At 64.1% G+C, this 21881-nt stretch carries 20 protein-coding genes and 1 tRNA gene; 17 read left to right on the top strand and 4 right to left on the bottom strand.

Annotated features, from left to right (window positions below; translation table 11 throughout):
- The first annotated feature begins 69 nt into the window (after positions 1–69).
- Positions 70–618: a RidA family protein gene (locus KPL76_RS06030; RefSeq protein ID WP_216336132.1), complete on the top strand. Its 549-nt coding sequence runs from the start codon at positions 70–72 to the stop codon at positions 616–618.
- Between the two features lie 77 nt (positions 619–695).
- On the opposite strand, the gene acs is transcribed toward KPL76_RS06030, so the two are convergent.
- The gene (acs, locus tag KPL76_RS06035; RefSeq protein ID WP_216335561.1) at positions 696–2738 is read right to left on the bottom strand and encodes an acetate--CoA ligase; all 2043 of its coding nucleotides are present in this window, start codon (positions 2736–2738) and stop codon (positions 696–698) included.
- A gap of 621 nt (positions 2739–3359) precedes the next feature.
- Between acs and KPL76_RS06040 the strand changes: the two genes are divergently transcribed.
- The 5 genes from KPL76_RS06040 (at position 3360) to KPL76_RS06060 (ending at position 7163) form a co-directional block, all read left to right on the top strand.
- Entirely contained in the window at positions 3360–4727 is a 1368-nt protein-coding gene (locus KPL76_RS06040) for a CpaF family protein (RefSeq protein ID WP_216335562.1), read from the top strand.
- Between the two features lie 51 nt (positions 4728–4778).
- On the top strand, positions 4779–5891 hold the full coding sequence (locus tag KPL76_RS06045) for a hypothetical protein (RefSeq protein WP_216335563.1): 1113 nt from the start codon (positions 4779–4781) through the stop codon (positions 5889–5891).
- A gap of 261 nt (positions 5892–6152) precedes the next feature.
- A complete protein-coding gene (locus tag KPL76_RS06050; RefSeq protein ID WP_216335564.1) occupies positions 6153–6383 on the top strand; it encodes a DUF4244 domain-containing protein in 231 nt (76 codons plus the stop codon).
- Between the two features lie 34 nt (positions 6384–6417).
- A complete protein-coding gene (locus tag KPL76_RS06055) occupies positions 6418–6777 on the top strand; it encodes a TadE family type IV pilus minor pilin (protein ID WP_216335565.1) in 360 nt (119 codons plus the stop codon).
- Positions 6774–7163, top strand: a complete 390-nt coding sequence (locus KPL76_RS06060) for an Rv3654c family TadE-like protein (protein WP_216335566.1) — start codon at positions 6774–6776, stop codon at positions 7161–7163. The genes KPL76_RS06055 and KPL76_RS06060 overlap by 4 nt, the downstream gene beginning before the upstream one ends.
- Positions 7164–7175: 12 nt before the next feature.
- Here the strand turns inward: KPL76_RS06060 and KPL76_RS06065 are convergent, their stop codons facing one another.
- On the bottom strand, positions 7176–7421 hold the full coding sequence (locus KPL76_RS06065; RefSeq protein ID WP_205110738.1) for a hypothetical protein: 246 nt from the start codon (positions 7419–7421) through the stop codon (positions 7176–7178).
- A 200-nt stretch (positions 7422–7621) separates the two neighbouring features.
- On the opposite strand from KPL76_RS06065, the gene topA reads away from it, so the two are divergent.
- From topA to KPL76_RS06120, 11 genes are all read left to right on the top strand, one after another.
- Positions 7622–10543 (top strand): type I DNA topoisomerase, encoded by a 2922-nt coding sequence (gene topA, locus KPL76_RS06070; RefSeq protein WP_216335567.1) that lies wholly within the window; start codon positions 7622–7624, stop codon positions 10541–10543.
- A complete protein-coding gene (gene tmk / locus KPL76_RS06075) occupies positions 10540–11187 on the top strand; it encodes a dTMP kinase (RefSeq protein ID WP_253202201.1) in 648 nt (215 codons plus the stop codon). Before topA ends, tmk begins: the two co-directional genes overlap by 4 nt.
- A gap of 220 nt (positions 11188–11407) precedes the next feature.
- Positions 11408–12736, top strand: a complete 1329-nt coding sequence (locus KPL76_RS06080) for a DNA polymerase III subunit delta' (RefSeq protein ID WP_216335568.1) — start codon at positions 11408–11410, stop codon at positions 12734–12736.
- A complete protein-coding gene (locus KPL76_RS06085; protein WP_253202202.1) occupies positions 12733–14304 on the top strand; it encodes an alpha/beta hydrolase in 1572 nt (523 codons plus the stop codon). The genes KPL76_RS06080 and KPL76_RS06085 overlap by 4 nt, the downstream gene beginning before the upstream one ends.
- Positions 14305–14395: 91 nt before the next feature.
- Positions 14396–15133 (top strand): TetR family transcriptional regulator, encoded by a 738-nt coding sequence (locus KPL76_RS06090; RefSeq protein WP_216335569.1) that lies wholly within the window; start codon positions 14396–14398, stop codon positions 15131–15133.
- 36 nt (positions 15134–15169) lie between these two features.
- A tRNA-Thr gene (locus KPL76_RS06095) sits at positions 15170–15242 on the top strand.
- Positions 15243–15337: 95 nt separating this feature from the next.
- Positions 15338–15514 carry a hypothetical protein gene (locus KPL76_RS06100; protein WP_216335570.1) on the top strand — a complete coding sequence of 59 codons (177 nt, stop codon included), beginning with the start codon at positions 15338–15340 and terminating at the stop codon, positions 15512–15514.
- Positions 15515–15917: 403 nt separating this feature from the next.
- Entirely contained in the window at positions 15918–16796 is an 879-nt protein-coding gene (locus KPL76_RS06105) for a site-specific integrase (protein WP_216335571.1), read from the top strand.
- Positions 16797–16909: 113 nt separating this feature from the next.
- Positions 16910–17125, top strand: coding sequence for a hypothetical protein (locus KPL76_RS06110; RefSeq protein ID WP_216335572.1), 216 nt, complete (start codon positions 16910–16912; stop codon positions 17123–17125).
- A 125-nt stretch (positions 17126–17250) separates the two neighbouring features.
- Positions 17251–17436, top strand: a complete 186-nt coding sequence (locus KPL76_RS06115; RefSeq protein WP_216335573.1) for a hypothetical protein — start codon at positions 17251–17253, stop codon at positions 17434–17436.
- A gap of 129 nt (positions 17437–17565) precedes the next feature.
- The gene (locus KPL76_RS06120) at positions 17566–18654 is read left to right on the top strand and encodes an acyltransferase (RefSeq protein ID WP_216335574.1); all 1089 of its coding nucleotides are present in this window, start codon (positions 17566–17568) and stop codon (positions 18652–18654) included.
- A gap of 73 nt (positions 18655–18727) precedes the next feature.
- Here KPL76_RS06120 and KPL76_RS06125 read toward each other — a convergent pair whose 3' ends face one another.
- Both KPL76_RS06125 and KPL76_RS06130 read right to left on the bottom strand, forming a co-directional pair.
- A complete protein-coding gene (locus KPL76_RS06125; RefSeq protein ID WP_216335575.1) occupies positions 18728–21388 on the bottom strand; it encodes a BNR-4 repeat-containing protein in 2661 nt (886 codons plus the stop codon).
- A gap of 63 nt (positions 21389–21451) precedes the next feature.
- Entirely contained in the window at positions 21452–21880 is a 429-nt protein-coding gene (locus tag KPL76_RS06130; protein ID WP_216335576.1) for a hypothetical protein, read from the bottom strand.
- Between the last annotated feature and the right edge of the window lies 1 nt (position 21881).

The following is a 21881-nucleotide window of genomic DNA, read 5'->3' on the forward strand; positions in this document are numbered from 1 at the left end:
TCGCTGAGCGAGCCGCTGAGCGAGCCGCCGAGTGAGCCGCTGGGCGAGCCGCTGGGCGAGCCGCTCGGGATGATCGAGAAACGCCTCGCCGAACTGGGCATCGCTCTTCCCACCGTTTCGGCTCCCGCCGGCGCCTATGTTCCTGCGGTGATCTCGGGCAACCTGGTGTTCACTGCCGGGCAGCTGCCCTTCGTCGGCGGACTGCTCAGCCAGACCGGCAAGGTGGGCGAGCCCGGCGTCGTCGACGGTGTGGGCAACGCTGTGGGCAACGCTGAGGGCAACGGCGTGGGCAACACTGCGGGTGACGGCGGTGGGGCATCCGGTCTCGTATCGCCGTCTCAGGCGAAGGCCTTCGCGCAGCTCAGCGCCCTCAACGCTCTTGCAGCCGTGAAGAGCGTGCTGGGTTCACTCGACCGCGTGACCCAGGTCGTCAAGGTGACCGGATTTGTCGCCAGCGACCCGTCGTTCACGGGGCAGCCGGGTGTCATCAACGGGGCGTCCGAGTTTCTGGTCGATGTGTTCGGTGAGGCCGGCGTGCACGCGCGATCGGCCGTCGGCGTGGCCGTGTTGCCACTCGATTCGCCGGTCGAGGTGGAGATCATCGTCTCGTTCGAGTAGTAGGGCACGCGTCGAGAGGGCCGGCTGCGGCGGGCGAGCTGATGCCTGCCCGCAGCAGCCCGCCCGCAGTGGCCGCGCTAACCGACCGTTCCGCTGATGATGTTCATCACCTGCGTGTCGGCGAGCGTGGTGGTGTCGCCGATCTCCCGGCCCTCCGCCACGTCGCGCAGCAGGCGGCGCATGATCTTGCCTGAGCGGGTTTTCGGCAGCTCGGCCACGATGAAGACCTGCTTCGGCCGGGCGATGGCGCCGATCTGCGTGGCGACGTGGGCGCGAAGCTCTGCGGCCAGACTTTCGACGGTCTCGGCAACTGCCTCGGCAACGAACTCGGCCACGACCTCGTCGAGAATCCCGTCGGCCAGGGCGTTCGCTGCCCCCGGCTCGTCGTCGTCATCCTCGATTTCGCGCACGATCACGAACGCGACCACCGCCTGGCCGGTGGTCTCATCTGCCGCGCCGACCACAGCGGCCTCGGCCACCCGTGGGTGCGAGACCAACGATGACTCGATCTCAGCGGTCGACAGGCGGTGGCCCGACACGTTCATCACGTCGTCGACGCGGCCGAGCAGCCAGATGTCACCGTCGCGGTCGAGCCGGGCACCGTCGCCAGCGAAGTACTTGCCGGGGAACGTGCTCCAGTACGTCTCGACGAAGCGGTCGGGGTCGCCCCAGATCCCGCGCAGCATCGCCGGCCACGGCTCGGAGACGACGAGCAGGCCACCGGAGTTCTTCGGCACGGGGGTGCCCTGATCATCCAGAACCTCGATGTGGATGCCCGGCACGGCCACCTGCGCCGACCCCGGCTTCAGTGTGGTCACCCCGGGTAGCGCCGAAACCATGATCGCCCCTGTCTCGGTCTGCCACCAGGTGTCGACCACGGGAGTCGTGCCGCCACCGATCACGTCGCGGTACCAGACCCACGCCTCGGGGTTGATCGGCTCGCCGACCGAACCGAGCAGGCGCAGGCTGGTGAGGTCGAACTGGGCCGGAATGTGGTGCCCGAGCTTCATGAAGGTGCGGATGGCCGTCGGTGCGGTGTAGAGAATGGTGACGCCGTACTTCTGGATGATCTCCCACCAGCGGCCCGGGTGCGGAGCGTCTGGCGTGCCTTCGTAGATCACCTGGGTGGTGCCGTTGGCGAGCGGGCCGTAGACGACGTAGCTGTGCCCGGTGATCCAGCCGACGTCGGCCGTCGACCAGTAGACGTCGGTCTCCGGGTGGAGGTCGAAGATGTTCTTGTGGGTGAAGGCGGCCTGCGTGAGGTAGCCGCCGCTGGTGTGGAGGATTCCTTTCGGTTTGCCGGTCGTGCCGCTCGTGTAGAGGATGAACAGCGGGTTCTCCGCGGGGAAGGGCTGGGCTTCGTGCTCGGGGCTCGCGGCGTCGACCTGGTCGTGCCACCAGAGGTCTCGGCCGTGAACCCACGCTACGTCGTTGTTGCCGCGCTTCACCACGAGCACATGCTCGACGGTGGAGGGATTCTCGGGCCCACCGATTGTGAGGGAGGCGTCTACGGCGGGTTTGAGCGCCGAGACCTTGCCTTTGCGCCAGCCGCCGTCGGCGGTGATGACCAGTTTGGCGCTGGCGTCGTCGATTCGGGCGCGAAGGCTCTCTGCGCTGAATCCGCCGAAGATGACCGAGTGCACGGCGCCGAGGCGCGCGACGGCCAGCATCGAGATGACGGCCTCAGGAATCATCGGAAGATAGATCGCGACCCGGTCGCCCCTACCGATGCCGAGACCGGCAAGGACGTTCGCCGCCTTCTTCACCTCGACCGTGAGCTCGGCGTACGTGAAGGTCTTGCTGTCGCCGGGTTCACCCTCCCAGTTCAGCGCGACACGGTCGCCGTTGCCTGCCTCGACGTGGCGGTCGAGGCAGTTGTACGCCACGTTGAGCTCGCCGTCGTCGAACCATTTCGCGAACGGCGGGTTGCTCCAGTCGAGCGTGCGGGTGAACGGCGTATGCCAGTGCAGCAACTCGCGCGCCTGCTCGCCCCAGAACGCAGGGCGGTCACCGGATGCCCGGTCGTAGAGGTCTGCGCCCGCCACCGCATTGGCCCGAAATTCCTCTGACGGCGCGAACCTCCGCGTCTCGTGAAGAAGATTGTCGATGCTGTTGCTCATGGTGCTCCTTTGCTCCGTGGTGTGTGCGCTGCTCTAACTCCCTGGCAGGTCGTCAGTCCAGGGAGAGCACCCTCTCAATTCTGCGACCTCGGGCGTTGCGGCACGCTGCAGTGAGTTGCAGTGTCGTTCGAGGGGTCCAACCGCGGTGCCGATCGAGGTGCCGATGGCGTCGTCTGCCCCGTTGTTCACCCAGAAGGATGCTAGTCGGTGTGCGTGCCGAACGAATTGGACATGGGCGCAGGAATTCTTGCTGAGAATTTCCCGATACGGTTTGCGCTTGTGTTTCCGGTAGGTAAACTCTTTCCTACCAAGTCGATTCTGATTTGGATGCAACGCAATACTGATTCCCCCCAATCATGCGTTGCTACGGCGGCACCTTTTCCCCCAAATGGTGCCGCCCCCTTCATTTAACCGCCAGGTAGGCATCTGGCCGCCAGGTCGGCATCTGGCCCCAGGTCTGGCCTGATGCCCGCCAGGTAGGCCCTGGCAGTCGGTTGCTGGCAGACATGCGTGCATGGGCTCGGGCGTCTCATCTCCTCCCCAGCCCGGCGCCTTGCCTGGTTGACCACAGAGGAACGTCGCCTGGCCTGCTGTCTGGCAGCCGTTTCCTAGGCTCCCGCTATGAACCAGTTCCTGGATGCCGTTTCACCGTTCCCCGTCGTCGGAGGGCGACCCGATCTTCCGACTGCCAGATACGTGGCCCGGCGGCGGCTCAGCGGCGGCGAATCAGCTGTGGTGCGGCGTGTCCCGGAGTCGGCGACCGCCCACGTACAGCTGCCTCCGTCGAGTTCCGAGGAGATCGGGCGAGGAGAGACGGCGACCGAGAGCACCGCACCTCCACCACGCACGGGATCAGCCGACTTCGGCCCACTCGCCCGCTTCCTCAACGATGAGTCCGTGACCGACATCTTCATCAACGGGCCGAACGACCTTTGGATCGATCGTGGCTCTGGTCTCAGCAGGGACGAGTCGTGGTCGTGCCCGGGTGAAGCGGAGCTCCGCCAGCTGGCCGTGCGGTTGATCGCGTTGGGAGGCCGCCACATAGACGAGTCGACTCCCTGCGTCGATACCCGGCTGCACGACGGCATCCGCGTGCACGCGGTCCTGCCACCAGTTGCACCCCGGGGCACCGTCATCTCGTTGAGGGTCCCCTCCGTTGCCCGCCTCCGAATTCCGGACCTGTTCCATTCGGGCTTCTTCGATGCAGCTGTAGCAGAGTGCGGCATCCCAGCGTCATCTGCACCGTCATCTGCACAGTCATCGGCACCGTCATCTGCACAGTTGAGGCACTTCGTTGAGGAGTGCGTGGGCAGGCGCTCGAACATCCTGATCTCTGGCGCGGGAGGCTCGGGCAAGACAACGTTCCTTGCAGCGCTTCTGGCCGAGGCGCCACCGCACGAACGAATCGTGGCGATCGAAGACGTCGCAGAACTTCGGGTCGAGCACGAACATTTCGTCGCCCTCGAAGCGAGGCAGAGCAATGTCGAAGGGGCTGGCGGCATCGGTCTTGACCGCCTCCTCCGTGAGGCACTGAGAATGCGCCCTGACCGTCTTGTGCTGGGCGAATGCCGGGGGGCAGAGGTTCGCGAATTGTTCTCCGCTCTCAATACGGGTCACGATGGAGGTGCCGGTACCCTGCACGCCAATTCCCTCGCCGACGTGCCCGCCCGGCTCGAGGCGCTCGGCTCGCTCGCCGGTCTCACTCCTGAGGCTCTTGCCCGCCAGGCGATGAGCGCGATCCAGGTCGTCTTCCACCTGCAGAGATCGAACGGCAATCGTCGACTCGCTGAGGTCGGTCACTTCGAACTCGATGCCCACGACCGCCTCGTCATCGTGCGCGAGCAAATCGGCACGGCCACTCTCTCACCGGATCAGCCTGGGCGTGCGTCTCCGGTTTCGCGTCGGATCGACTGGGGGCGTCCCGCTCGCGTGCACGGGCTGGGGGTGGGCCACGAACGGAGTGCACTGAAGGCAGGGCGCCATGCGTGACCGCGTGGGCGACAGCATGGGCGACAGCGGGGCGACGATAGGGGCGACAGCGTGAGCGACAGTAGGGGAGCCAGCGCGCCTGACCCACACGGTCGCTGGCTCCGCTCGCGTGAAACTCTCGGCAGGCGTCATCCACCGCCACTCCGCCAGCATCGAAGCTGGAAGACGACCCGACGAAGCACGCACGTCGACGAGGTCGCCGCGATAACGCAGCGGCTCGCCGTTCTGGTGGAGGCAGGAATTTCGCCCACCGGCGCCTGGCACTACCTTGCGGGCACCGCGTCCGCAGATGGATCCCGAGTGGCGTCACCCCAGTGGCACCCGACGTCCGCCAGGCCCGCCCGTGCACGAAGCACCGATGCAGTTCTTGCGACAGTGGCGAGCGCGCTCGAGAGAGGCAGTGCCCTCGACCTTGCGATCGCTGCTGCAGCGCGAGCCTGTGATCCGCGCACGCGCCAAGCGTGGTCAGCAGTCGCGGCGGCCTGGTCTGTGGCGACGGTGAGCGGAGCCCCGGTCAGTGTGTGCCTCCGGCACTTCGCTGCCGCCCTGGTCGAACTCGGCGACATCCAGCGTGCGATCGACGTCGCGCTCTCCGCTCCCGTGTTGAGTGCGCGGCTCATGTCGGCGCTGCCGATCCTCGGGTTGGCACTGGGCACTGTTCTCGGCTTCGACACGGTGTCCACGCTCGTGACCACCCTGCCAGGTCTCATCTGTCTCGGAGCTGGCGCAGGGCTGCTCGCGGTCTCGCACTGGTGGAACTCGGCCCTCGTTTCGTCGGCAATGCCCTCCCTCGCTTTCCCGGGAATCACCCTCGAACTCACGTCTGTCGCTCTCAGTGGGGGAGTATCACTGGATCGCGCAGGCCGAATCGTGGCCGAAGCACTGGCCATGAACCGTCTCGAAGACCCGGGTGGGCAGGGCCGATTGGATGATGTTCTCGACCTCTCCCGCCGAGCCGGGGTTCCGGCGGCCGAACTCCTGCGCGCTGAGGGGGCCCAAGCCCGCCGCGCCGCACTGGCACTGAGCCAGGCTCGGGCGGCATCTCTCGGGGTTCGGCTGACGGTGCCCATGGGGGTCTGCGTGCTGCCGGCCTTCATGCTGTTGGGCGTCGCTCCGCTCGTGCTCAGCGTCATCGCTACGACACTCGGAAGCCCATCGAGCTGAGTTCCCCGTGATCCTGCACCAAGCCGTCGACGGTCTCGTACGGTCTCCTCCCCAATCGCGTTCTCCGTCATCCCTCCACAGATCGTGGGAAATGCCCTCTGTCAGTGGATTCTGAAACGGACGATTGACACACCAACCAACACGCCAGCCACCCCGACCGCAACACAACCCGTACGCAGCACCTCTCTTCACCACACACCCCATTCACAACACATCCATTCACCACACGCCCCATTCACAGCACAGACCGGAGATCTCCTCATGACGCGACTGAGAACCATAACCAGCCATTCACTCAGGGCCGCTCGAGCCCGTATCAACGCCCTGAAGTCGGCCCTTGCTGACGAGACTGGCTCCGTCACGGCCGAATACGCCATAGCGACGATGGCGGCCGTGGGCTTCGCAGGCCTGCTCGTCGTCATTCTGAGGGGTGATGAAGTACGCGGAATGCTCACGGAGATGATCCACCATGCGCTCACCGTCGCCGGTTGACCCGTCGTCGACTCGCCGCACGTCGCCTTCTTCGATGTGCAGGCGTCTCCGGGCAGCAGTGGGCCGAGACGAGGGAACCATCACGGCAGAGTTCGCGCTGACCCTCCCGGCCGCGGTGCTGGTGCTGGTGCTCGCGCTCGGTGCCCTGCAGGCGGGAAATCTCCGCCTCCGGTTGGTCGATGCAGCATCGATTGCGGCACGAAGTCTTGGCAGGGACGAGTCGCCGGCCTACGCTGACGCATCCGTGACGAAACTGGTCGGCGCGCATTCCCTCCAGACGACTACCGAGGGCGACTTCATCTGCGCAACCGTTTCAGCGCCCGTGGCCCTGGGTCCGACAGAACTTGGCTTTGATGTCGTCGCCAGGTCGTGCGCGATGGGCGGGGGTAGATGATGGCCGGGCACTATCGCGAATGGAGCCGCCCGGCGAGGCTGTGGTCGTTGCTGCGCGATGACCGTGGATCGGGCTCCGTGATCACCCTCGCCGTCATCGCCGTACTGATGGCGGTTGTCGGCCTGGTGCTCGCCGTGTCGACCGCGCTCAGCGAGAAAGGGCAACTCCGTGCCGACGCGGAATCCGCCGCGCTCGCAGCAGCAGACACGGAATCGGGTGCGGTGGGTGGCTATCCCTGCGAGAACGCGGCAAGAGCCGCCGAGCTCGGCGGTAGTGAACTGACGGAGTGTACGGTCGAGGGCGTCGCCGCGAAGGTGGAGGTGACCAGAACCATCTGGGGAGTATCGGTCACTGTGCGCGCCAGGGCCGGACCACCACCGGGGTGATGGGCCGGTCGGTCAGTGGAAGACCGCCTGCACAAATCGATAGTCCACTGCACTCGGCTGGCGGCTGTGTGAGTCGTCGGCTCCGAACTCGATGCTGCCTCCGCGGATATAGAGGTATTCCTTCGCCTCTGAATTCGTGGGGATCGTCAATCTGGGCTGCGGATCGCCTTCCACAGTGAAGTCCGTGCGGATGGTCTTGCCCTCGAGTGGCCCGTCGGTGAGCTTCGCTGTATAGGTCGAAGCGTTGGTTGTTGACACGTCAGTCAACTCCTCTCCATTGAGTTATGACCCTCATCATCCTCCTCATTCCTGTGTGGACAAGGGCAAAAACACCGTGTGCGACCCGGTCCGTGGCGCCACGTAATTAGGCAATGCACCGGAGGGGGTGTGTATGGTGTGCCTGACGGACCAGCACGCGAGGTGTTGGCCCGCAAACCCATGAAACGTCAGGGAGCACAGTGTCAGGCCCGAGAAAGCTCGTCATCGTCGAGTCACCCACCAAGGTGAAATCCATCGCGCAGTACCTCGGCGACGGTTACGAGGTCCAAGCCTCGGTCGGCCACATTCGCGACCTTGTCGAGCCGAAGAATCTTCCGCCGGAGCTCAAGAAGGGCTCTCTGGGCAAGTTCTCTGTCGACGTCGAGAACGGATTCGCTCCGTACTATGTGGTGTCGCCGGAGAAGAGGAAGACGGTAGCCGAGCTGAAGAAGGCGCTGGCCAACGCCGACGAGCTCTACCTCGCAACTGATGAGGACCGCGAGGGCGAAGCCATCGCGTGGCACCTGCTCGAAGTGCTGAAGCCGAAGGTTCCTGTGCGGCGCATGGTCTTCCACGAGATCACCAAAGAGGCAATAGAGCACGCAAGGGACAACACGCGTGACATCGACGAAGCCCTGGTCGATGCGCAGGAGACCCGCCGCATCCTCGACCGCCTCTATGGCTACGAGATCTCGCCCGTGTTGTGGCGCAAGGTCGGCCCCGGTCTTTCGGCAGGGCGCGTGCAGTCCGCAGCCACCCGCCTTGTTGTGGAACGCGAGCGCGAACGCCTGGCGTTCACCGCGGCCAGTTACTGGGATCTCAACGCAGTGCTCGCAGACGCTGCCAGCATAGGAAAAGCCGATGCACTCCCGTTCGGCGCTCGACTGGTGCGCGTGAACGGCGAACGGATCGCGACCGGTCGAGACTTCGACGAGCAGGGCCAGCTCAAGAGCAAGGCCACCATGCTCAGCGAAGCGCAGGCGCAGGCACTGGCTGGGGCGCTCGCAGACCCCGGCGTCAGCATCCGTGTCTCGAACGTCGAGTCGAAGCCGTACACGCGACGACCGGCTGCGCCGTTCACCACATCGACCCTGCAGCAGGAGGCGGCGCGCAAGCTCCGGTTCTCCGCCCGGCAGACCATGAGTGTTGCCCAGTCGCTCTACGAGAACGGGTACATCACCTATATGCGAACCGACTCGCCGTCGCTTTCGCAGCAGGCCCTGAACGCCGCCCGGTCGCAGGCGACCCAGCTCTACGGCGCAGAGACCGTGCCCGACAAACCTCGCCTCTACTCGGGCAAGGGCAAGAACGCGCAGGAGGCCCACGAGGCGATCCGCCCGGCCGGTGAGACCTTCCGCACTCCCGCGCAGGTTGCCTCGGCCCTCCGCGGCAACGACTTCAAGCTCTACGAGCTCATCTGGAAGCGCACTGTGGCTTCGCAGATGGCTGACGCAAAGGGTTCAACGGCTTCGGTCACCATCGAAGCGGGCCCCACCCCGGTCGAGGGCCTGACGAAGACCACGCTGGCGGAATTCTCGGCCAGCGGCACGGTCATCACGTTCCGCGGCTTCATGCTCGCGTACGAAGAGAGCGTCGACGAAGAGCGGAATGCCTCGAACGAGCCGACAGAATCCAAGCTGCCGCCGCTCGTCACGGGCCAGGCGCTCGCCGCGGTCTCTGTCGACGCGGCCGGCCACGAGACCAGCCCGCCCCCGCGCTACACCGAAGCAAGCCTGGTAAAGACGCTCGACGAACTGGGTATCGGGCGCCCGTCGACCTATGCCTCGATCATCTCGACGATCATCGATCGTGGTTACGTCACCCCGCGCGGCCAGGCGCTCGTGCCGAACTGGATCGCGTTCTCGGTCGTGCGGCTGCTCGAGGAGTACTTCGCCGAGCTGGTGAACTACGAGTTCACCGCCGAACTCGAATCCGACCTCGACAAGATCGCTGGTGGTGAGGAAGACCGCGTTGACTGGCTCAACGGCTTCTACTTCGGCAACGAGGGTCACAAGGGCCTTCGCGACGTCATCGACAACCTCGGCGACATCGATGCCCGCGCGATCAACTCGATTGCGCTGTCTGACGAGATCACCCTGCGTATCGGCAAGTACGGCCCCTACCTCGAGGTCGCGGATGACCTGGACACCTCGACCGGGGAGATCACCCCTCCGCGACGGGTCAACATCCCGCCGGAGCTCGCTCCAGACGAACTCACGCTTGCCAAGGCGCAGGAGCTCATCGAGGCTCCCGTCGTGACCGACCGCGTGATCGGTGTGAACCCCGAGAACGGCAAGAACATCGTGGCGAAGGATGGCCGGTTCGGCCCCTACGTCACCGAGCTCGAGCCGGAACCAGTCGTCGACATGGAAGCGACGATCGCGCTGGCTGAAGCTGCGGCTGCGCTTCTCGCTGAACCGGTCGCTGAGGCGACTACCGCTGCTGCGGCTGGTACATCCAGCGCCACGAAAGCGCCTGCCAAGAAGGCACCGGCCAAGAAGGCGACCAAGGCCGCCGCTGCCGTCAAACCGCGGACCGCTTCGCTCTTCAAGACGATGGATCTCGCCGCCATCGACCTCGAGACCGCGCTGAAACTGCTCTCCCTGCCGAGAACGGTCGGTGACGACCCCGAACTCGGTGAGCCGATCACAGCCCAGAACGGTAAATTCGGCCCGTACCTCAAGCGCGGAACCGATACGAGGTCGCTCGAGAGCGAAGACCTGATCTTCGAGATCGACCTGCCAGGTGCCCTCGAACTGTTCGCTGCTCCGAAATATGGTGCGCGCCGGGCATCCAGTGCGTTGAAGGAGTTCGAGGAGCCTGACCCCGAAAGCGGCAAGGCGATCAAGATCAAAGACGGTCGCTTCGGCGCCTACGTCACCGACGGCGTGACGAATGCCACGATTCCCAAGGCCGAGATGATCGAAGACATCGACTTCGACCGGGCCGTGCAGCTCCTCGCCGACAAGCGCGCAAAGGGGCCGGCCAAGCCGCGCACCACCGCTGCGAGGGCGACGACGGCTCGGAAAGCCCCGGTGAAGAAGGCTACGGCGAAGAAGGCTCCTGCGAAGGCTGCTCCTGCGAAAGCCGCTGCAGCGAAGAAGGCTGCCCCCAAGAAGTGAGCCCGGATCTGGATACCGAACGTGCGCCGCACGGCCTGTTCGTCACGATCGAAGGCGGCGACGGCTCGGGCAAGTCGACCCAGGCAGCTCTGCTCGAGGGCTGGCTCGCCGGGCAGGGGCGCACGATCATCCATACCCGGGAGCCGGGTGGAACCGACTTCGGGCTCGAGGTGCGCGAAATCGTGCTGCACAGCCGGGGCCACATCACTCCCCGGGCCGAGGCACTGCTCTACGCGGCCGACCGGGCGCAGCACATTGCGACGAAGGTACGGCCAGCGCTCGCCCGCGGCGATGTCGTCATCCAGGACAGGTACATCGACTCGTCGGTCGCCTACCAGGGCTCCGGCCGGATTCTCGACGGCGACGAAGTGCGGAAGATCTCGGAGTGGGCGACCGAAGATCTTCGGCCCGATCTCACCATCCTGCTCGATCTCGACGAAGACGAGGCCCGCGCGCGTCTCGACAATGCCCAGAAGCGATTCGACAGGCTCGAGGCCGAGAAGAGCGATTTTCATCGTCGCGTGCGGGAGTCGTTCCTGGCTATTGCTGCGGCCGACCCGTCGCGGTTCATTGTGATCGATGCGACGCAGCCGCCCGACGTGATCGCGCAGCTGATCCGCGATCGCATCAGCACGCTGCTCTGAGAGCTGCTCTGAGAGCTGCGCTGAGAGCAGCGCTGAGAGTTGCCAAGCGAGCTGACCTGCGAGCGGCAGTCCCGAGAGCGGCGCTGAGAGCTGGCCTGCGAGCGGTTCCGAGAGCGACGCTGAGAGCTGCCCCGCGAACTGCTGTGAGAGAAGCCGCGGGGGCTGCTCTCAGAGTTGGCGCGGTTGCCGGGCTGTCGGCGCCGCCGGGTAGGTTGTCTGTATGAGCGTGTGGGATGAGCTGACCGGCCAGAGCGAGGCCATCGAGGTCTTCCGCGCGGCCGCGGCCAGCGCCGCTCCGGCCAGCGCCTCACGGGAGGCAAGTTCCCGGGCCAGTGCTTCCCGGTCGACTTCGACTCCAGTGGCTTCGGCCCCGTTCGCTGGTGCTCCGGCGGCTGGTGCTCCGGCCGCTGTAGCTTCGAAAGGCGAAGCGCCCAGCGCCTCGAACGACGCAGCCGCCAGCCACGGTGCCATGACGCACTCGTGGCTGATCACCGGCCCGCCCGGTTCGGGGCGCTCCAACCTCGCCTACGCTTTCGCCTCTGCGCTGCTGTGCCGCAACGGCGGCTGCGGAGTGTGCGCCGACTGCCGCCAGGTCGCCGCACGAACGCACCCCGATCTCGCCGTGCTCAGCACCGACCGGGTGATCATCTCCATCGAGGAGGTCCGCACCCTCGTTGCGAGTTCGCAGTTCTCGCCGTCTGTCTCGCGCTACCGGGTCATGGTCATCGAAGACGCCGACCGTATGGCGGAGCGCACCTCGAACGTGCTGCTGAAGGCACTAGAAGAGCCGCCGGAGCGCACGGTCTGGATCCTCTGTGCGCCCAGCGAGGCAGACCTGCTGCCCACGATCCGTTCGCGCGTGCGGTCGGTGCGCCTGCGGATCCCGAGCACCGACGATGTCGCTCGCCTCCTCGAACGCCGCGACGGGGTCGACACGGCGACGGCCGAACGCGCGGCCCGCGAGGCGCAGAGCCACATCGGTATGGCCCACAGGCTCGCCACCAACCACGAGGCCCGCGCGCGGCGTGATGAGACGCTGAAGGTGGCCCTGGGCATCCGGAGCGTGCCCGGAGCCGTGCTCGCCGCCGCGCGCCTGCTCGAGCTCGCGAAAGCCGATGCCGAAGCCATCACCGAGGAGCGCGACGCCGAAGAGCGCGAGAGCACCCTCCGGAGCCTGGGTGTCGAACCTGGCCAGGCAGTGCCGATGGGGCTGCGCTCTCAGGTGAAGACCCTCGAAGAAGACCAGAAGCGCCGGGCCACCCGAAGCCTGAGAGACGGCATCGACCGCATTCTCGTCGACCTGCTGTCGCTCTACCGTGACATTCTGCTTCGGCAGCTCGAATCGACGCTCGAGCCGATCAACCTCGCGATTCACAGCGAAATCGAGGCCGCCGCACGCGATACTGAACCGGCACAGACGTTGGCGATCATGGATTCGATCGCCGTCGCGCGCACCCGAATCTCGCGAAACGTCACCCCCGCACTCTCGCTGGAGGCCATGCTCATCACCGTGGCGCTTCCATCCGCACCCCGAAAGGCCCAACTGTGAGGTCACCTATCCGCACCCGCAACCGGATGCTCGGCCTCGCCGCCGCGGCAACCGCACTTGCCCTGGTGCTCTCCGGCTGCTCGACGTGGTTCGGGTCAACCGGTGGCACCTCCTCCACAGGCCAGCCCGCGGGCAACTCGACGCCAACAGGCGAGAAGGTCGACGCGGCGCTGCAGCCGTTCTACGGCCAGTCGCTCGCCTGGGCCGACTGCGGAGGGGGATTCCAGTGCGCGAAGGCTGTGGTGCCTCTCGACTGGAGCAAGCCCACCGGCGACACGATCTCCCTCGCCCTGATCAAGCAGCCGGCCAAGGGCAGCACCCGTCTCGGCAGCCTCTTCGTCAACCCCGGCGGCCCCGGAGTCTCGGCCGTCGACTTCGTGAAAGACAGCGTGGATTTCGCCGTCGACCCCGAGCTTCAGCAGCAGTACGACATCGTCGCGTTCGACCCGCGGGGCGTCGGGGCATCGACCGAGGTCACGTGCGTGACACCCTCCCAGATGGACGCTTATCTCTACGACGTCATCCCCGGCTCGCACGGCTCTGCCGAGTGGCAGGCCGGCGCGAAGGCCAGCGCCACGGCGTTCGGCGCCGGGTGCCTGAGCAAGACAGGTGCATTGCTCGGCCACGTCGACACCGAGAGCACCGTGCGTGACTTCGATGCGCTGCGCGCGGCGATCGGTGACACTGGCCTCAACTACCTCGGCTACTCGTACGGCACCTTCATCGGCGCCGTGTACGCCGACATGTTCCCGACCAAGGTGAACCGTCTCGTGCTCGACGGGGTCGTCGACCCGACCTCCACCGGATTCGCCTCGACACTCGGCCAGGCAAAGGGCTTCGAGGGCGCGATGCGTGCCTACCTCAAAGACTGCCTCGCGGGTTCCGGGTGCCCGTTCTCGGGCACCGTCGACAACGCGTCCAAGCAGGTCCAGACGCTGCTGAACGCTGTCGATGCGAGCCCGATCCGCGCCAGTGACGGGCGCGAACTCGGCTCCGCATCGCTGCTCACGGCGATCTTCTACCCCCTCTACCGCCAGGACAGCTGGCCGTATCTCACTCAGATGGTGACGCAGGTCAAACAGGGCAAGGCCGACCTGGCGTTCCAGCTCGCGGATGCGTACAACGGGCGCAACGCCGACGGCACGTACCAGAACAACCAGACCGAGGCCTTCACCGCGATCAACTGCCTCGACTATCCTGCCGTGACCGATCCCGCAACGATCGCCCAGCAGAACACCGAACTGATCGCGGCTTCGCCCACGTTCGGGCCGTGGTGGACCTATGGCGACATCGGCTGCGCCGCCTGGCCGGTGCCGGCAACACGCACCCCGGGGCCGGTGAGTGCCGTCGGCGCAAAGCCGATCCTGGTGGTCGGCACCACCGACGACCCTGCCACCCCGTATGAAGACGCCCAGTCGGTGGCGAAGCAGCTCACCAGTGCGCAGCTCATCACCTACGTCGGTGAGGGTCACACGGCCTACAACACCTCGACCTGTGTCAAGAAGATCGTGAACGAGTACTTCCTGACGGGTGCCGTGCCAGCGAGCGACCCGAAATGCACGAACTGAGGTGACCCTTCGCCGACGACGTGCGCGATATCAGGCAAACGCGCAGGCATGAGGTGGGTGCAAAATTGCGGAGTCTGCAATAATTGATCTTGTGACGAACTCAACCGTGACCAGAGCCCAGCACCCAGGCGCGCCGGAAGTCTTCGAGCCCGACGCTGCGGCTCCCGACGCTACCGGCACCGAAATCACGGTGCCTGAAACGGCAATGCCCGGGTTACGTGAACGCAAACGACTCGCGACCAGCCGCAGCATCCAATTCGCTGTTCTCGAGCTCAGCCGTGACAAGGGCCTCGACAATGTCACCGTCGACGAGATCAGTCGCCATGCTGATATCTCTCCGCGCACGTTCTTCAACTACTTCCCGTCGAAAGAGGCCGCCGTTCTTGGCGAGACCCCCTTCGACATCACGCCAGAACATGCCGAGCGATTCCTGAACGCCGGCCCCGACGAACCTGTCCTCGACGGCCTTCGCGCGTTGTTGAGTTCGATGTCCGACGCAGAAACCGAAGATTTCGAGATGCACACGCTTCGCAAGATCGTGATTCGCGACTATCCGCAGCTGCTCGTGCAGCGAATCAGCAGCGTTCGCGAGTTCGAAGTCGAACTGACCGAGCTCGTTGAGAAGCGACTGTCAAGAGACGCCCGGGGGCCAGCTGGCGAGAGTGAAACCCCCGATCATCCGGCCATTCATGAACGATCCCGGCTCTACGCCCTCATTGCGATTGCAGCGATGCGGCACGCCTGGGGCTGCTGGGCCGAACGGGCAGACACGCCGCCGATGCCCGTGCTCCTGGCAAGCTCGTTTCGCGAGCTCCGTACACTCCTATAAGCTTGCTTGCTGTGCCGGTGCGAACCATCGGCCATTGCCGCCTTAGCTCAGTCGGTAGAGCGATTCACTCGTAATGAATAGGTCGGGAGTTCGATTCTCCCAGGCGGCCCCCCATCGCCTCCACCTCGTGACAGGGTTGCCAGACGAGTTTCCTCTCGAAGAGCCTGAGTGGCTCGCGCCGGTCACGCCGATTGGTGCAGCGGCATGATCTTCTCCGACCAGACCCTCGCTGCCATCCAGACCTACATCGGCGAGGTTCTGATGCGCGGCGACGTAGGTCTCGCCCGTGATCTGGCGCTAATGGCCGCTGTGTACCGCGACGGTCTACTCACGCCCGACGAGTCAACAGTCCGTCTTGAGCTCCGGCGGTGGGCGGCGTGAACGTCCGCCAGCTGCTCGAGCTGCTGCTTTCATACGCGCTCGACGGGCGCGGAGTGACCGAGCCCGTTTTCATGGAGTCCCATGGTCAGCTGCGCACGATTGAGACGGTCGAAATTCGTCTAATTCCGGATGGCGATGACCGACCAAAAGCGACATATGTGCTCATCGTCGCCGACGGGCCAGCCCCTAGTTCGTTCACAAACGCAAACTAAACCACAACATCTTGTGGCAATTTTTCGAATACCTACAAGAATGTAAAAGTTCACATGGATATCAGACTTTACCGCCGGACGGGTGGCGTCCAGATCCCACTATTGGGGTGTACCCGTTGGTCGGTAGATGCGCGTAACGTCGGCATCCCGGCAACGGTGCCGGGTAACAGTTCCAGGGGGAAATCACAGCAATGATTGAAGACCTACTAGCCAACTGGCGGCTCTGGCAGGAGGCGCAAGACCTCAGCGAACGCACCATCAGTGAAAGAGCAATCACTGTTCGTGCGATGCTCCGGATGACAGGCGAAGACCCGCTCAAGATCACACCGATGGGTATTGTTCGGTACACGTCTCAGGGGCACCTCAGTAAGGCGTCTAAGGCCAGCTACCAGGCGACTGTGCGCGCGTACTGCGCATGGTTGCTGCAATCAGATCAGCGCGAAGACGACCCATCGTTGAAAACGCCGCGCACCCGCCGCGCACCCGGCAAACCGCGCCCCCTGACAGACGAGGAGGTGGCGCGGGTGCTTGATGCGGTGAAAACGAAACGCACACTCCTGATGATCCAGATCGCGTTGCTGTCAGGTTTGCGGGTGCACGAGATCGCGAAGATACGGGGCGAAGACTTCGATCTCGGAGCGAACACCATCACCGTGATTGGGAAGGGCAACAAGACGGAGACGACCGCTGTGCAAGGTCTCCTCGCCCGGTTGGCGGCACAGCAACCCCGCACAGGGTACTGGTTCCCCTCGTACGTTGACAACAAGCACGGGAAGGCTGGACAGACTCATATTCGGTCGCACGCGGTCGCGAAAGCGATCAGTGACACGATGGTGCGGGCTGGGGTGAAACACCCGGGAGACAAGCGCACACCGCACTCTATGAGGCATTGGTACGCGACGACGTTGCTGTCGAACGATGTGCCGTTGGCGATTGTGCAGAAGTTGATGCGGCACAGCTCGCCGGCGACGACTGTGATTTATGCGCAGGTGCAGATGCCGCAGCAGCAGGCCGCAACGAATGTTCTCTACCTTCCCGGGCGGCGCATTGTTGAGGCGGAGGCTGCGTAGTATTCGTCGCTGAACGGCGAGAAGAAGCCCCACCCGGTTGACTGTTTCAGTCTGGGGTGGGGCTTTGTTCGTGTTCGGCGCTATGCTTTGGTCAACCAAATGGGGGGGGAGTCATGTACGGTACGCCGGATTACAGTGGCCTCATCATGGTCGGTATCCTCGTCGCGGTCGCCTCGCTGATCGTCGGTATCGCGATCACCTACTTCGTGGTCAAAGCGGCCGTACACGCCGCGCTAAGGGAGCGCGAGGCGGTGCCCGTGAAGCCGCGAGAGTTCGAGCTGCCGGACGCCCGCCCGAAACCGAAACCCGCCGCCGAGGATTGGCCCTGATGGGCGGCGATGGTGCGTCTGCGGTTCCCTGACCGGATCGCTGCGTGACCGGTAGTGCTACGGTCACAGTCGCGCCGGTGATAACGGAACACTCTCAGCGAGACCCTGCGGCTATGCTAAGCAGCATGTTCACCACTCGCGACAAGCAAACCCTGTTTTTGGTCGTGTTCTTCGGGGCGCTCATCTTCGCGCCCGCAGGCTGGCTTATCAGTATCGGGTGGGCATGGCTTGGATGGGTGTACGTGGTTTTCATGGCCGTCCTCGTGGTCATTGCGGTATTGGCGCGAAACGGTGCATTCACGAAGAAATGACCTGAGCGCTGGTTAAACACAAAAAGGTAGCGCCTCACCTTTCTCGTCGGAGCCGGGTGAGGCGCTACTAGGTGGTGATTCTTTGCGCCGGTCGAACGCAAGCACGCAGCGTAGGGCCATAATTTGATTGTGTCCGATCGCCCAGAGATCCGCGCCCTGACCGGGCTGAGGATTATCGCCGCACTGTGGGTAGTGTTCTTCCACTTCAACGGCCAGTTCGTGGAGCTGATCCCTGAACTTTCTGGGCTGTCGTTTCTCTGCAATACCGGGTATCTGGCTGTGGATCTGTTCTTCGTGCTGAGCGGGTTCATCCTCGCGTATCAGTACCTGGGCGAGTTCGAGGCAGGGCAGGGCGACTACCGGCATTTTCTTGTGCGGCGGTTGGCGCGGATCTACCCGATGATGTTCGTCACGACGGCGGTGCTGATCGTGATCGTATTCGTGGATCAGCCCGACTACCCTGACTTCTATTCGGTGAGCGGGGCTCTTGATGACCTGACGTTGACGCGTGGGTGGTTTGTGCCGTCGGAGGGGTGGAATTATCCGGCCTGGTCGTTGAGCTCGGAGTGGCTCGCCTACCTACTCTTCCCTCTCGTCGTCGCTATGGTGCTGCGTGTGGCGCGCATTTCGAGGGAGTGGTTGCTGATCCTGCTCGTGATGCTCCTCGGGGCAGAGGTCGCCGGGTCGGTATTCCTCGGCGGCGCGGATGGGATGCCGGCGCCAGACGTGCGGGTGCTCGTGGCCTTCACTGCAGGGGTGGCGATGTTCCTGTTCCGTGATCTGCTGCCGAAGGGGCGGGCGGCGGGCACGATCGCGACGGTGAGTCTCGTGGCACTGATCGCATGCACTGGGTTGATCCCATCGGGCCCGGGCCGGGCAGCTGTCGGGCTGGCGCTATGCATCATGGTCGTCGGGTTCCTGTCGACAGCGTCAGGCCCCATCATGCGGGTGCTCGGTAGTCGGCTGATGGTCTTCGGTGGGCGCATCTCGTTCGCCGTGTATATGGTCCACGGGCTGCTGTATCTGTGGCTGCCTCTCGCGAAATGGTACGGGTCACCGCTGCTCGAGCGCCTGGCGATCGCGGCCAGCGTGTTCGGGCTCCTCTTCACGATCGCGATCTTTGCCCACTACTCGATCGAACGACCTGCACAGGCGTGGGTGATGAAGATGTGGGCTCGTCTCAGGGCACGCAAAAAAGCCCCTCAGCCAGTCCCGTGAAGGACTGACTGAGGGGCTTCGTTGTGATGCTATGTGAGTCAAAGTGGGACGCTACCGGCAGCCCCCGTGGGAACTAAGGTTCGACGGTGACGTGTACCGCTGTTAATGGCACCGTGCCGGTAGGGGTGAGGGTCACGAGATTGCCAACTGTTGCTGTTGAGGGTAAAGTGCCGCCACCAGCAGCGGTGATGCTGTAACCGGCGTAAACGGTAGCGCCGAGAGCGCCCGTGAGCGTTGCGACTCCCGTGTTCTGCAAGTTCGTCACAGCGTTCGTGATGGAAGTCACAGCAGGCGAGGCTGTACCCGTAACCCATTGCACCGCAGGAATGATAGACACCCCGCGTGCCGCGTTGCTCGGGAAAAGACCGCCCTCTACAGACAGTTCAGGGGTGCCCGTGACTGTTGCATCATAAAGCGCCGTGACCGCCCGAATCACACCAGAGACCGGCGTCAACATCTCTACCAGCAACCCGCGAAGCTGACATGGCGAACCCGTCCCAGCCGAACGAACACCCCATGCTAACGACGAGATATGCGCAGGGTTCCCCGTGAAAATCTCCCCACCGCGACAGTCGAGAACACTACTGAATAACATCGTTCCGTTCGCACGTACACCCGTGAGAGGGGTGTAATAAAAACCTGGGGTCATCGCTTGCACGCCGACCTGCGGCGTCGGGGTTGCCCCTGGTGCGGCGACCTGAGCGCGGATCTTCAGGTCGGCGGGTACAGTGCCATCCAGCGCGCTTGGCGTGAACGTGGCAACCCCACCCCACACACCATTCAGAGGGGCGTTCGGGTTCGACGGCCCGAAGAACGTTCGGTAACCCGACGTATAGGTAGGGTCAGACGTGCCCTCCCACTGAAACACGGGGTCTGGTGCGAGCACCACCTCCACACCGGTCACAGAGGCGGTCGGGTACGCCCGCACACTTCGAGCCTGATTGTTCAGCCCCGAGTAAATCGCCCACGTCGCCGTACCACTGCTCCACGCGGCCACGTTCGTTCCGCCGCTCGAGCTGTTCGCAATAATGATGTCGTCATGCCAGGTTGTACCAATGAGGTAGTAGTGGTGCAAGTTCCAATTACCCGCAACCCCCACCCATTTGAACGCGTGAGGCACATTGTTGCTGTCCACCGATGCGCTACCACCAGAAACAAGACCTGTGATCGTACCGGCCGCGGTGGGAATAACTGCAGCCGTGTTCGATGGCAGAAGCGGCAGGGTCATCGTGGTGCCTGCAGCGTTCTTCCACGTCACACCATTGTCGGCGGACTTGATATAGCCGAAGTCGTGCGACGACGCCGCAGTGTCATCGACCCGCCAGTTGAAGAACCAATGAATGGTTCCGTCAGGGCCAACAACGGGGCGGTACGGATACGCCGACTCGTCAGGGCTCACAGGGGTGGTGCCCTTGAAAACACAACCACCAGTGAACGTGTCTGCCCATGTCTGAGACGACGTGTTGTAGGTTCGGAGGAACTGATCACCGTTACCGGAAACCCCGTTCCGGTGAGTGCCGAGCAGGTTACCACTCGGCAACCTGACGCCCACAGGGTAAGTGAACTGGCTCTCGTTCGTGCCGACCATGCCAGGGAAGACCCACGCGCTAGCGTCGTACGGGTTAGAGGAGCGCGCGTACCGCATCTTCACGTCGTGCATGTTGCCCCACAGGTGCAAGTACCCGTTGCCGTCGATCGTCAGTTCAAGGGCGTTGTGACCGTCGTTCACGGCGGGTGAACGCATAGGATTACCGGGCACCTGAGACAGATCGGTTTCAATGTGCGAGCGTGTGTTGGGATCCCATTTCGAGACGATGGGGCGACCCAACGAATCCCAGCGCGCCGACCATTCTGAACCGTTCGGCCCAGTCGTTGTGACCGAGCGACCGTTGCCGGAGTTGATCTGCTGCTTTCCCATGACAGCAGTGGGGAACTGGCGGAACTCTGAATAGACAGGCGACACGGCATTGAGGGCAGCGAAACCGGCGTAACGGCTATCGGTGGAGCTGAGCGGGGTGTGACCGCTGGTGATCTTCCACGTCTTGACGCCCGCGATAGAGACTACCTGGAAGGTCGAGAGCTGACCGGCAAGGCTGAGGAACGCGGCAGTCGCGCCGCTGTCCGTCGAGTCGGCACCCGCGAACGCGCAGGAGATGACGTTCGCGCTTGTGTCGAGGGCATCCTTCTGCACGCCGATCGAGTCGCCTACGCTCAGGCCAGAGAGTGTCGGGAACGTAACCGTCATGCCGCCAGCAGTGGCGTTGTAGCGGCTGATCTGACCGACAACGGGTGCGGTGTTTGTCGTCAAAGCACCAGTCGCAGTGAACTTCGCCTGCGTCACAATCGTGGCCGATAGTGCTGTTTGGAAGTCCGTGTATGACGGCCACAACCCAGGGAACGGGGTAGGCCCAACGCCCGAAGCCATGGCCGTGTACTCGACAGGGTTACCCGTCGTACCAGTGAACGTTTTCATGGCCACCTCGAGGACCTGCGCGCCCACACCTTTGCCCTGCACGATCTTGAACGCCCACGTGATCGGTTGCCCAAGGTACGTGTCTTCGACGTTGGTTATCGTGCATGTTCCGGACTGGAAAATGTATGGTTGCGCGAGGGCGTAGTTGATGGCTGTGCCGTCAACGAACGCGGCGGCGGGAGCGATCAGGATTATTGCCCCGTCAGGGATTGTTGCCCCCGCCCCGTACAGGCCAGAGAAGTGGATTGTTCTTTTGCTCACAGTGCGGGGACCTTCCGGTTAAAAAAGAAAAGCCCCACACGGGAGGCAGAACGATGGGTGGGGTCAGACGCCAGTCGGTAAACCTGTGGCAGGGTCGATAGGTGATGCGGGGGCGGCTGCGACCTCATCGAACGGCACGAGCGGGGTCCCAGCATGCGGCACAGGGGCGGCAACGAACGTCGGGAGGGTCGGGGCCACCGTAGCGGCAGGGACCGTCGCGAGAGCCGTCTGCGTGTACGTCGACGGCAGACCATTCACGAGAATGTTCGACGCCGAGAACAGACCAGACAGCACCGCGGACACCACCACAGCACCGACCGCGAAACCAACCGTCCGCAGGTCGATCGCGGCGAGCTGCCCCGCAGTGACAACAACGTAACCGGCTGAGGTCACCAGACCGGTGCCCTTGATGACCTGCCATGTAGTGCGGAGACCCGCTACGAGCGCCGCCTCACGGTTCGCGGCAGGGAAAAGTGTTGATGCTACAGACATG

Origin of the sequence: Subtercola sp. PAMC28395, from assembly GCF_018889995.1 — a bacterium.
Classification (GTDB): Bacteria; Actinomycetota; Actinomycetes; order Actinomycetales; family Microbacteriaceae; genus Subtercola.